Source organism: Streptomyces sp. NPDC046900 (genome assembly GCF_040644975.1).
Taxonomy (GTDB): Bacteria; Actinomycetota; Actinomycetes; order Streptomycetales; family Streptomycetaceae; genus Streptomyces.
This window is the reverse complement of sequence record NZ_JBEYXD010000003.1, coordinates 268,137-280,336: the sequence shown is the minus strand read 5'-3', so window position 1 is coordinate 280,336 and position 12,200 is coordinate 268,137. Positions and strand designations below refer to the sequence as shown.

10 protein-coding genes are annotated in these 12,200 nt (G+C 68.5%); 8 read left to right on the top strand and 2 right to left on the bottom strand.

What is annotated here, in order from left to right; translation table 11 throughout:
• Positions 1–387: 387 nt before the first annotated feature.
• From ABZ904_RS05380 to ABZ904_RS05370, 3 genes are all read left to right on the top strand, one after another.
• Positions 388–891, top strand: a complete 504-nt coding sequence (locus tag ABZ904_RS05380) for a DinB family protein (protein ID WP_359406492.1) — start codon at positions 388–390, stop codon at positions 889–891.
• 727 nt (positions 892–1,618) lie between these two features.
• The gene (locus ABZ904_RS05375) at positions 1,619–1,996 is read left to right on the top strand and encodes a VOC family protein (RefSeq protein WP_360988964.1); all 378 of its coding nucleotides are present in this window, start codon (positions 1,619–1,621) and stop codon (positions 1,994–1,996) included.
• Positions 1,997–2,198: 202 nt separating this feature from the next.
• Positions 2,199–2,708, top strand: coding sequence for a DinB family protein (locus tag ABZ904_RS05370; protein ID WP_359393413.1), 510 nt, complete (start codon positions 2,199–2,201; stop codon positions 2,706–2,708).
• Positions 2,709–3,047: 339 nt separating this feature from the next.
• On the opposite strand, the gene ABZ904_RS05365 is transcribed toward ABZ904_RS05370, so the two are convergent.
• Entirely contained in the window at positions 3,048–4,409 is a 1,362-nt protein-coding gene (locus ABZ904_RS05365; protein WP_359393438.1) for a glutamine synthetase family protein, read from the bottom strand.
• Between the two features lie 312 nt (positions 4,410–4,721).
• Here ABZ904_RS05365 and ABZ904_RS05360 point away from each other — a divergent pair, with 312 nt between their 5' ends.
• On the top strand, positions 4,722–5,903 hold the full coding sequence (locus ABZ904_RS05360) for a globin domain-containing protein (RefSeq protein ID WP_361821253.1): 1,182 nt from the start codon (positions 4,722–4,724) through the stop codon (positions 5,901–5,903).
• Between the two features lie 28 nt (positions 5,904–5,931).
• On the opposite strand, the gene ABZ904_RS05355 is transcribed toward ABZ904_RS05360, so the two are convergent.
• Positions 5,932–6,372, bottom strand: coding sequence for an Rrf2 family transcriptional regulator (locus ABZ904_RS05355; RefSeq protein ID WP_361821250.1), 441 nt, complete (start codon positions 6,370–6,372; stop codon positions 5,932–5,934).
• Positions 6,373–6,521: 149 nt separating this feature from the next.
• Here ABZ904_RS05355 and ABZ904_RS05350 point away from each other — a divergent pair, with 149 nt between their 5' ends.
• From ABZ904_RS05350 to ABZ904_RS05335, 4 genes are all read left to right on the top strand, one after another.
• Positions 6,522–7,187, top strand: a complete 666-nt coding sequence (locus ABZ904_RS05350; protein ID WP_359393407.1) for a DUF3105 domain-containing protein — start codon at positions 6,522–6,524, stop codon at positions 7,185–7,187.
• A complete protein-coding gene (locus ABZ904_RS05345; protein WP_359393405.1) occupies positions 7,184–7,807 on the top strand; it encodes a DUF305 domain-containing protein in 624 nt (207 codons plus the stop codon). The genes ABZ904_RS05350 and ABZ904_RS05345 overlap by 4 nt, the downstream gene beginning before the upstream one ends.
• A 321-nt stretch (positions 7,808–8,128) precedes the next feature.
• Entirely contained in the window at positions 8,129–10,030 is a 1,902-nt protein-coding gene (locus ABZ904_RS05340) for a S53 family peptidase (RefSeq protein ID WP_359393403.1), read from the top strand.
• Between the two features lie 247 nt (positions 10,031–10,277).
• On the top strand, positions 10,278–12,032 hold the full coding sequence (locus tag ABZ904_RS05335; RefSeq protein WP_359393401.1) for an NAD+ synthase: 1,755 nt from the start codon (positions 10,278–10,280) through the stop codon (positions 12,030–12,032).
• Positions 12,033–12,200: the final 168 nt, after the last annotated feature.

Sequence of the window (12,200 nt, the reverse complement as noted above, 5' to 3'; positions counted from 1 at the left end):
ACGGGCCACATCCCAGCAAGCCCGAAGAGGCCCCGTCTGGGCCAAAAGCGCGGGTGGTAGCCCTTTCGATGTGACGCACTGCCAGTTCTCCGGGCTTAAGAGGTCGTCGCATTTGGTGAAGCGGTGACACTGCGTCGACTGGAGAACGAACCGGCGGGCCCCCCGGGCCTGGCAACACCACAACCGCGGAGAGGAGGATGACCGCTGGGGGTAGTGAAGTCCCAGCTCAAAGCGTTTCCAACTCTGTACACAGGTGGCCCTTCGGGAGAGGAAGCAGCACATGAACTGCACGAGCGAGTACGCAGGCGCGGGTGGCATCACCGCGCTCGCTGCCGCCATCGAGTGCCTGGCAGCAATCAAGCAGTGTGGTATCCGGGAGGTGGCGAAGTGACCGTGGTGGTGGACGCTGAGATCACGGCGCTGCTGAGTGTCTTGCAGGTGCAGCGAGACCACGTGTTGGGGGCAGTGGAAGGGCTCAGCGAGGAGGCGCTGCGGCGCCCGGTGCTGCCCTCTGGGTGGAGTTGCCTGGGGATGGTGCAGCACCTCACGCTGTCGGTGGAGCGTTTGTACTTCCGTGCCGTTGTGGCTGGGGATCCGGTGGTCATCGACCTGGTGAGCAGCCAAGACAGCGCATGGCAGGTGGCTTCGGGGCTGCCGGCCGCCGATGTCCTTGACCGCTATCGCCATGAGGCGTCCCTGGCGGATGCCGTCATCGCCGCCTCATCTGCAGATGCCGACTTGGTCTGGTGGCCCTTTCCGGAGAGTGAGTGGCGCCTGCACAATCTTCGGGATGTCCTGCTCCATGTGATCACTGAGACCGCGTGCCACGCCGGCCACCTTGATGCGGTTCGCGAACTCATCGACGGGCGTCAGTGGCTGGTGAACACCTAGACCAACAGCAGCGCAACTGGGTCAAGGCCGATCCGTCCGAGGTGGATCAACCTTTTTACAACGCCTAACGCAACGGTCACGATGCTCGCGGAGGTCGGCGGAGTCTCAATGGGTGTGGCAAGCGCCGGTAACTGCGATCAGTAGCCGGTGTACTGAACAGTCGCCCGGCTGACCAGCGAGGCAGAACAGGCCCACGGCTCTGACCAGTTCAGGCGCCGTGGGCCTCTGTCATTGTTGGTCACCTTCGGCCGCCCTCGCACGGCCCAGAGACGGCCCAGAGGAGATCATGTCCTGCCCTTGGAGCGGCGGGAGCTTGCGACGAAGCGCGCTGCCACGTTGCTGCTACAAGGGCTCAAGGCAGTCCCCCTGCTACCGCCAAGGTCCCCATGCGTACGGCTCCGTTGCCGTCATCTTCTGCCGTCAGGGTCCGCCACCCCCTTAACGTCCCGGCCAGCAACGAGCCGAGACTTCCGCGACAGCCGCGATCTCATGTCTGACCAGCAAAAGGAGCACACGAGGTTCGGAAAGAGAACGACCTCTAAAGTCGTGGAGCCGACCGCCCCAGCCGCGACGTGTTCTGACCTCATGCTCCGTGTGCCTGCCTCTTGGGCGGGAGCGGAGCGACGACAGGTGCTTGATGAGGTAGAGAAACCTGTAACGCCCTGGGTGGTGTCTCTCTGATCTTTGCTGCTGAGAGTCGGCGGTGAGGTCCGCCTAGGATCGGCCCATGATCGCTGACATGCAGTGTGTGGTGCTGGACTGCCCCGAGCCGATGGAGTTGGCGGCGTTCTACCAGTCGATCCTTGGTGGCACCGTCAACCGGCCAGATCGGCGGTGGGCGTTGAGTGACGACTGGGCGACGTTGCACACGGTGTCCGGTGTCGTCCTGGCCTTCCAGCGGGCAGTGGGCTACCAGCCGCCGCTGTGGCCGGACCCAACCCGTCCACAGCAGTTTCACCTGGACTTGGGCGTTGCGGACCTGGACCAGGCTGAAGAGCAGGTACTGGCCCAGGGCGCGAGGGTGTTGGACGGTGGTGCGGGCGGGCGGAGTTGGCGTATCTATGCCGACCCAGCGGGGCATCCGTTCTGCTTGGTCCGCCGCTGAGGAACGGACCGGATCGAAGAGACACCGCCTATATGATCGATTCCAAGGGGTAGCTGCGGCTGCGGGTGACCGATGAGCCTTGCTGATTCCTGTGACCTGCGACTTCCGTGGTGACAGTCGGGTCCGGTGGCCCTCGTCTGGGGACAGTCGACGGGAGTAGATACTGACCCTGAAATGCATGCGCGGATGAGGGGTGCAGCCAGTGACCGTCGACAATCGCATAGGGCCGCCCAGTTTTGGAAGCGAACGTGACATGCTGCGGACTTTCCTCGACTACCACCGCGCGACCCTTGCCATGAAGTGCGAAGGGCTTACCGACGAGGAGCTGCGGCAGCAGTCGATGCCGCCGTCCACGCTCTCGCTGCTCGGTCTGGTCCGGCACATGGCGGAGGTGGAGCGTGCTTGGTTCCGTCGGGTGTTCGAGGACAACGATGTGCCCATGGTCTGGTCCGACAAGATCGACTTCCAGGCGGCGTACAACGCGAGCGCGTCGACCAGGAACGAGGCGTTCGGGGCCTGGGAGGCCGAGGTGGAGAACTCGCGCCGTATCGAGCGGGAGGCTGAGTCCCTGGACCGGGCCGGGTATCAGCCCAGATGGGGCGAGGAAGTATCGCTGCGGATGGTGATGGTGCACGTGCTCCTGGAGTACGGCCGCCACAACGGGCACGCGGACTTTCTGCGCGAGGGTGTCGACGGGACCGTGGGCGCCTGAGTCCGCAGTCACCAATCTCCAAGTGCTGGTCTGTTCCAGGGACTCGCTAACGCGCCTGGAAGGAGTGAGTCCAACATCGGCGTGTGAAGAAAGAGTTGGACTCCCTCGCCACCGCAAGTACCTCGGGCACACTGACCCAGGGTTCACGCTGAGGGTCTACACGCACCTCATGCCGAGCAGCGAGGGACGGACCCGGAAAGCCGTGGACGGCATGTACGACGCCGCCTCCGCGCCAGACGGCCCGTAGACGGCCCAGAGCCGGAAGAGAGCCCGTGGGGCCTACGACGACTGGTCGTAGGCCCCACGGCTTTTTGTTGGCCTATGGCCTTTGACCTGCGCTTACAGCACCGGCAGGTTCTTCCGCAGCTCGAAGGCCGTGACCTCGCTGCGGTACTCGTGCCACTCGTGCTGCTTGTTGCGCAGGAAGAAGTCGAAGACGTGTTCGCCGAGGGTCTCGGCGACCAGGTCGCTGCGTTGCATCAGGGCGAGCGCTTCGCCGAGGTTCTGCGGCAGCGGCTCGATGCCCATCGCGCGGCGCTCGGCGTCCGTCAGGGCCCACACGTCGTCCTCGGCGCCCGGCGGGAGTTCGTAGCCCTCCTCGATCCCCTTGAGGCCGGCGGCCAGCAGGACGGCATAGGCCAGGTAGGGGTTGGCGCCGGAGTCGAGCGAGCGGACCTCGACCCGCGCCGAACCGGTTTTGCCCGGCTTGTACATCGGGACGCGGACGAGGGCCGAGCGGTTGTTGTGACCCCAGCAGATGTACGACGGCGCCTCGCCGCCCGCGCCCGCGGTGCGCTCGGAGCCGCCCCAGATGCGCTTGTAGGAGTTCACCCACTGGTTGGTGACCGCCGAGGCCTCCGCCGCGTGCCGGAGCAGGCCCGCGATGAAGGAGCGGCCGACCTTGGAGAGCTGGTACTCGGCGCCCGACTCGTAGAACGCGTTGCGGTCGCCCTCGAACAGGGACAGGTGCGTGTGCATGCCGGAGCCCGGATGCTCCGAGAAGGGCTTCGGCATGAAGGTGGCCTGCACGCCCTGCTCCAGCGCCACCTGCTTCATGATCAGGCGGAAGGTCATGACGTTGTCGGCGGTGGACAGCGCGTCCGCATAGCGCAGGTCGATCTCCTGCTGGCCCGGCGCGCCCTCGTGGTGGGAGAACTCGACCGAGATGCCCATGGACTCCAACATGGTGATCGCCTGGCGGCGGAAGTCCATGCCCACGTTCTGCGGGGTGTGGTCGAAGTAACCGGAGTTGTCGGCCGGGGTCGGGCGGGTGCCGTCGAGGGGCCGGTCCTTCAGCAGGAAGAACTCGATCTCCGGGTGGGTGTAGAAGGTGAAGCCGAGGTCGGAGGCGCGGGCGAGGGCGCGCTTGAGCACGTACCTCGGGTCGGCGAAGGACGGGGATCCGTCGGGCATGAGGATGTCGCAGAACATCCGTGCGGTGCCCGGGGCCTCGGCGCGCCACGGCAGGACCTGGAAGGTCGACGGGTCCGGCTTGGCGATCATGTCGGACTCGTACACCCGGGCGAAGCCCTCGATGGCGGAACCGTCGAAGCCGATGCCCTCGTCGAAGGCCTGCTCGAGTTCGGCGGGCGCCACGGCCACGGACTTGAGGAAGCCCAGCACGTCCGTGAACCACAGGCGTACGAACCGGATGTCGCGCTCCTCCAGCGTACGGAGCACGAACTCCTGCTGCTTGTCCATCTTCAGCTTCCCCATCCTTGCTGGTCAGGCCGCCTGTCGCCGGTTCCGCAGGAGGCGGTCGGGCACCTGAGCATCCCACCACAACACCATTTCGTGCGCGTTGCGGACCTTGATCGACCGGCCGGCCTCGGGCTGAACGCCTCGCATGAGCGGATGCCTCGCTCTGCCGCCCATCTTGCCTGCTCGTCGGCCCCTGCGTAATGGCGTGCCTCGTGCGCTCAGCGTCGTTCTTAATTTGCATCTCAGATGCAACTTTTATTACCGTGCTGGAGAGGCCAAGGCGCCGCAACCACCCTTCGCAAAGGAGTCCCGATGCTGTCCGAGCAGTCCGCCGCCACCGTCCGTGCCACCCTCCCCGCGGTCGGCGCCGCACTCCCGGAGATCACCGAGCGCTTCTACGACGGGCTGTTCACCGCCCACCCGGATCTGCTGCGGAACCTCTTCAACCGCGGCAACCAGGCGGCCGGCACCCAGCGGCAGGCCCTGGCGGGCTCGATCGCCGCCTTCGCCGCCTACCTGGTGGACCACCCCGACGAGCGGCCCGACGTGATGCTGAGCCGCATCGCCCACAAGCACGCCTCACTGGGGGTGGCGCCCGAGCAGTACAAGGTCGTCCACCAGCACCTCTTCGCGGCCATCGTGGAGGTGCTCGGCGACGCGGTCACCCCCGAGGTGGCGGCCGCCTGGGACGAGGTCTACTGGCTGATGGCGAACGCACTGATCGCGATCGAGAAGCGGCTGTACGAGGCGAGCGGGCAGACCGGCTGGCGGACCTGGCGGGTCATGGGGCGCGTCGAGGAGACCGCGGACGTCGCCACCTTCCAGCTGCGCCCGGCCGATGACGGCCCCGTCCCGGACTTCCGCCCCGGCCAGTACGTCTCCGTCCGCGTCGAACTGCCGGACGGCGCCCGGCAGATCCGCCAGTACAGCCTCTCCTCCGCGCCCGGCTCACCGCTGCGGCAGATCAGCGTCAAGCGCGTGCAGGGCGACGCGGGCCCCGACGGGGAGGTCTCCAGCCACCTGCACGCACGCGTGGAGGAGGGCGACACCGTGGAGCTGTCCGCTCCGTACGGCGACCTCGTCCTGGACGCGGACGAGGCACCCCTGCTGTTCGCCTCCGCCGGCATCGGCGTGACCCCGATGATCGCCATGCTGGAGGAGCTGGCCCGCACCGGCCACGGCTCCCCGGTCACGGTCGTGCACGCGGACCGCTCCCCCGCCGTGCACGCCCTGCGCGCCGACCACGAAGGCTTCGCGGACAAGCTGGAGGACGCCGCCGTGCACTTCTGGTACGAGCAGGACGCGCCGCAGTCCGCGCAGACCGGCCGTGTCGACCTCTCCCGGGTTGCCGTCGCCTCGGGCACGCGCGCGTACCTGTGCGGTCCGCTGCCCTTCATGCGGGCCGTCCGGACCCAGCTTCTCGAGAAGGGCGTGGCACCCGCCGACATCCACTACGAGGTGTTCGGACCCGACCTCTGGCTGGCCCAGGGCTGACGGAACCTCCGGCCGGTCCGCGAACCGGTCAGGAGGAGGGCATCCGGGAGATGCCCAGCAGCAGCGGTCCCGTCGGTGCCGCGACCATGTCCTCTATCGTCAGCGGGTCCAGTGAGGCGAAGAACGCCTCCTGGGCCCGCCGGAGCGCGCCGCGCAGCCGGCACCCGGTGTGCAGCGGGCAGGGCGTGGCACCCTCGCACTCGACGACGTCGTCGTCCCCCTCGAAGGCGCGCACGATACCGCCGACCGATGCCTCGCGCCCGGCCTCGGTGAGCGTGAGCCCGCCGCCCCGGCCGCGCCGCGCCGCGAGCAGCCCCATGTGCTGGAGTTCGGCGACGACCTTCGCAGCGTGCGTGTAGGGCACGTCCATGGCCGCCGCGACCTCTCGGGTCGTGGGGTGGGCCTCGCCTGCGACGGCGAGCCTCATCAGGACGCGCAGCGCCAGGTCGGTGGAGCGCAACAGTCGCATGCCGCCAGCGTAAATAATGTGCATCCAAGATTCAAATTAATGGCAGGAAAATCACTTGTTCCGCCATTCCCGTGACCTCCCTACATGCGGGCGGCCCCGTTCCCACTACGATCAGCGGTCCCGCCCGTCTCTTTCCCAAAGGACTCGCCATGGGTTCCGCCAACAAGACCGGCTCCAACGAGCGCAAGGCGCGAATAGAGGAGATGCGTCGCGCCGAGCGCGCCCGTGAGCGTCGCAACCGGATCCTCACCATCGCCGCGAGCGTGGTCGTCGTCGCCGGTCTCGTCGTCGGCGGTGTCGTCCTCATCCAGTCGCAGTCCGGTGACAAGGCCTCCGCGGCCGACGACTCCAAGGGGTCGGGCCACTTCGTCGCCGGCGCCGACGGGGTGAACACCTGGAAGGGCACGCTGGGCCGCACCCACACCACCAAGACCGTGAACTACCCGATGGAGCCCCCGGTCGGCGGTGACCACAACCCGGTCTGGCAGAACTGCAACGGCGACGTCTACACCAAGCCCCTCAACAACATGAACGCCGTGCACTCGCTGGAGCACGGGGCGGTCTGGGTGACGTACAACTCCAAGGCGTCCAAGGCCGATGTCGACGCGCTCGCGGCCAAGGTGCACAAGACGCCGTACACGCTGATGAGCCCGGTCGAGGACCAGAAGGACCCGATCATGCTCAGCGCCTGGGCGCACCAGCGCACGGTGAAGAGCGCGAGCGACCCGGACGTCGACAAGTTCTTCGCCCAGTTCGTCCAGGGCTCCCAGACGCCCGAGCCGGGCGCCGCCTGCACCGGCGGGCTGGGCCAATGAGGCACATCGGCTGGATCGCGGGATCGGCCGCGGCGGTGCTCGTCGCGGCCGGAGCGGTCACCTACGCGGTCGCCGAGGACGCCGGGGCCACGGCCAAGGTGCCCACCGCCGAGTCGGCGGACGCGGGTTTCGCCCGGGACATGGCGGTCCACCACCAGCAGGCCGTCGAGATGTCGTACATCGTGCGCGACCGCACGCAGAACGAGGAAGTGCGCCGGCTCGCCTACGACATCGCACAGACGCAGGCCAACCAGCGCGGCATGCTGCTGGGCTGGCTCGACCTGTGGGGACTGCCGAAGGTGTCCGCCGATCCGCCGATGACATGGATGGGCATGGGTGACATGCCCCCCGGCCAGGACGGCGCGCTGATGCCGGGCATGGCGACCAACACCGACCTGAAGAAGCTGGACACGCTTCAGGGCAAGCAGGCCGAGATCCTCTATCTGCAGCTGATGACCGAACACCACAAGGGCGGCATCCACATGGCCGAGGGCTGTGTCGCCAAGTGCACGGTGGGCGTGGAGAAGAAGCTCGCGCAGGGCATGGTCGACGCGCAGCAGTCGGAGATCGAACTGATGGCGACCATGCTCAAGGAACGCGGCGCCGCGCCACAGGACTGACCCCTCGCACACCCAGGCGCCCTGTCGTGCGCTCCGGCCGCCGCAAGGATCTCCGGGTGATCGCAATCAATCCGCAACAGACGGGGTTCGCCGAAACCGTCTCAAATGACCCATACTCACGGTTACTTGAGTTCTTCTTGGCCATTTCATTCCCCTGGCATGAACTGTTCATCGAAAGAGTGGCCCCCATCGTGTGATCCATTCGCCGCGCTTCGGCGCGGCGGTTCTACGCGGATCGCCGACTAACCACCACATGCGACGAACCGCATTGCAGGGGGCTATATGAGATCGAACCGCGCCACGGCGCGCGCCGGAGTGAGCATGGCAGCGACACTGCCGCTGCTCGCCGGTGCACTGGCGCTCGGCATACCGGCGGCGCACGCCGCGAACAACCCCGGCCGGGATGCGCTCGCGGGCACCAAGCCCGCGTGGGCGACGGCCAAGGCGGACAAGGGCGCGACCTCGAACAGTGCCCAGGTCTCGGCCCGCGTCTACCTGGCCGGCCGCAACGCCGCCGGCCTGGCGGCCTACGCCAAGGCCGTCTCCGACCCGGCTTCGCCCTTGTACGGCAAGTACCTCAGCGCCAAGCAGACGCAGCAGCGCTTCGGTGCGACCAAGGCCCAGGTGGCCGCCGTGACGTCGTGGCTGAAGGCCGCGGGTCTGCAGGTCACCGCCGTCACGCAGCACTACGTCGCCGTCACCGGTGACGTGGCCGCCGCCGAGCGGGCGTTCGGGACCCAGCTGCACAACTACGCCAAGGGCTCGAAGACCTACCGCGCGCCGTCCAAGGCGGCCACCGCGCCGGAGAGCCTGAACGGTGCCGTCCTGACCGTGACCGGTCTGGACAACGCCCCGCACAAGTCGAGCCACAGCGACCAGCTGCCGCCGCCGGACGCCGTCTTCAAGAACTCCGGGCCGTTCTCCTCGTACTACGGCTCGGACATCGCGAACACGCTTCCGGACGCGTACGGAACGAAGATCCCGTACGCCGTGCAGGGCTACACCGGCAAGCAGCTGCGGGCCGCGTACGGCGCGGGCACCCGCACGGGCCGTGGCGTGCGCGTCGCCATCACCGACGCCTACGCCTCCCCGACCATCGCCTTCGACGCGGCCACCTACGCGAAGAAGCACGGCGATGCCGGGTACACCGGCGGTCAGCTGCGCCAGGTGCTGCCGAAGAACTACACGAAGACCGAGGAGTGCGGGGCCGCCGGCTGGTACGGCGAGGAGACGCTCGACGTCGAGGCCGTGCACGCGGTCGCCCCCAACGCGAGCATCACCTACGTGGGTGCCGCCTCCTGCTACGACGACGATCTGCTCGACTCGCTCAACAAGATCGTCGACGGGCACCTGGCCGACATCGTCTCCAACTCGTGGGGCGACATCGAGGCCAACGAGACGCCGGACATCGCGGCCGCGTACGACCAGGTCTTCCAGTTCGGCGCGGTCGAGGGCATCGGCTTCTACTTCTCCTCCGGCGACAACGGCGACGAGGTCGCCCACACCGGTACGAAGCAGGTCGACACCCCGGCCAACTCGGCGTGGGTGACCGCGGTCGGCGGCACCTCGCTGGCCGTCGGCAAGGGCGACAAGTACCAGTGGGAGACCGGCTGGGGCACCGAGAAGGCGAACCTGTCGGCCGACGGCAAGAGCTGGACGGGCTTCCCGGGCGCGTACACCTCGGGCGCGGGCGGCGGCACCAGCAAGACGGTGGCGGAGCCCTTCTACCAGAAGGGTGTCGTCCCGAACGCGCTGGCCACGGCCAACAGCGCGGCGGGCAACCGTGTCGTCCCGGACATCGCGGCGATCGCCGACCCGAACACCGGTTTCAAGGTCGGCCAGACGCAGACCTTCCCCGACGGGTCGCAGCAGTACAGCGAGTACCGCATCGGCGGCACCTCGCTGGCCGCGCCGGTCATCGCGGCCGTCCAGGCCCTGGCCCAGGAGGCCCGGGGTGGCAAGGCGATCGGCTTCGCCAACCCGACGATCTACGCCAAGTACGGCTCGAAGCTGTACCACGACGTGGTGGACAAGCCGACCGGCAAGGACCTCGCGGTCGCGCGTGTCGACTTCGTCAACGGGTTCGACGCGGCGGACGGTCTGGCCGTCTCCGTGCGCAGCCTCGGCAAGGACAGCTCGCTGTCGGCCGTGAAGGGCTACGACGACGTGACCGGTGTGGGCTCGCCCGCTCCCGGCTACGTCGAGTCCTACCGTCGCCACTGACACCACTCGGCGGTTCGACGACCGTGCGCCCGCTCCTCGTCCTGAAGGGGGGCGGGCGCACCCGTGTGCCGGGCCGGTCGCCGCGCCGGCACCTCGTCCGTGATGCCCCGGTGCCTCTCCGGCATCGCACGCTGATCGCAGGGCCCCCCGCCGCCGCGGCCCGCTGCCGCAGGGGGCACGCCGGGCGTGGGGCGTCCCACAGCCCCATTGTGTCGCTCTGACGATTACTGGCGTCTAGACTGGGGCCGTGCCTCAACTACGCCTCGCCCTGAATCAGATCGACTCGACCGTCGGTGATCTCGCCGGAAACGCCGAGGCGATCCTCCGCTGGACCCGTCACTCCGCCGAGCAGGGAGCGCACCTGGTGGCGTTCCCGGAGATGGTGCTGACCGGGTACCCCGTCGAGGACCTGGCCCTGCGGTCGTCCTTCGTCGAGGCCTCTCGCGCGGCCCTGCGGGACCTCGCCGCGCGCCTCGCCGGTGAGGGCCTCGGGGAGCTGCCGGTGATCGTCGGCTATCTGGACCGCTGCGAGACCGCCCAGCCGAAGTACGGCCAGCCGGCCGGCGCCCCGCAGGACGCCGCGGCGGTGCTGCACCGCGGCGAAGTCGTCCTCACCTTCGCCAAGCACCACCTGCCCAACTACGGCGTCTTCGACGAGTTCCGCTACTTCGTGCCGGGCGACACCATGCCGGTCGTGCGTCTGCACGGGATCGACGTGGCGCTCGCCATCTGCGAGGACCTGTGGCAGGAGGGCGGCCGGGTGCCGGCCGCGCGGACCGCGAAGGCCGGGCTGCTGGTCTCGATCAACGCCTCCCCGTACGAGCGCGAGAAGGACGACACGCGCCTGGAGCTGGTGCGCAAGCGGGCGCAGGAGGCCGGCTGCACCACCGCCTACGTCGCCATGATGGGCGGCCAGGACGAGCTGGTCTACGACGGGGACTCGATCGTCGTCGGCCCGGACGGCGAAGTGATCGCGCGGGCACCACAGTTCACCGAGGGCTGTGTGGTCCTGGACCTCGACCTGCCCGCGGCGCAGCCCGACGCGCCGGAGGGCGTCGTCGACGACGGACTGCGCATCGACCGACTGGTGCTGTCCGAGGAGCCGCTCCCGGAATACGAGCCCGAGCTGACGGGCGGCTACGCGGAGCGCCTGGAGGACGACGAGGAGGTCTACTCGGCGCTGGTCGTGGGCCTGCGGGCGTATGTGAGGAAGAACGGCTTCAGGTCGGTGCTCATCGGCCTCTCGGGCGGCATCGACTCCGCGCTGGTCGCGTCGATCGCGTGCGACGCGCTGGGCGCGGAGAACGTCTACGGGGTCTCCATGCCGTCCAAGTACTCCTCCGATCACTCCAGGGGAGACGCGGCGGAGCTGGCGCGGCGCACCGGTCTGAACTTCCGCACCGTCTCCATCGAGACGATGTTCACCGCCTACATGGACGCCCTCGGGCTGACCGGTCTGGCGGAGGAGAACCTCCAGTCCCGGCTCCGCGGCACGCTGCTGATGGCGATCTCCAACCAGGAGGGCCACATCGTGCTGGCGCCCGGCAACAAGTCGGAGCTGGCGGTGGGCTACTCGACGCTGTACGGCGACTCGGTGGGCGCGTACGGCCCGATCAAGGACGTGTACAAGACATCGGTCTTCCAGCTGGCGCGGTGGCGCAACCGGGCAGCTGAGGGGCGTGGCCAGACGCCGCCCATCCCGGAGAACTCGATCACGAAGCCGCCGAGCGCGGAGCTGCGTCCCGGGCAGGTCGACACGGACTCGCTGCCCGACTACCCGGTCCTGGACGCGATCCTCGACCTGTACGTCGACCGGGACCAGGGCGCGGACGCCATCGTGGCCGCGGGCTTCGACCGTGACCTGGTCGTGCGGACCCTGCGGATGGTCGACACGGCCGAGTACAAGCGCCGGCAGTACCCGCCGGGCACGAAGATCTCGGCGAAGGGCTTCGGCAAGGACCGCCGGCTGCCGATCACGAACCGCTGGCGCGAGCACGCGTAAGGCTCCGCGGGGGCGCCGTCCGGGCGGCGCCCCCGTTCGGGCCCGTGTCCCTGGGGGCCGCCCCGGTCTCCCGCTTCGGCCTGAACGGCCTCGGTCCCGCACCTTCCGGACTCTCGGCCCCGCGGGGGCACCCAGCTACGGGCCGGCAGCGCTCGGCCCAATCGTGCG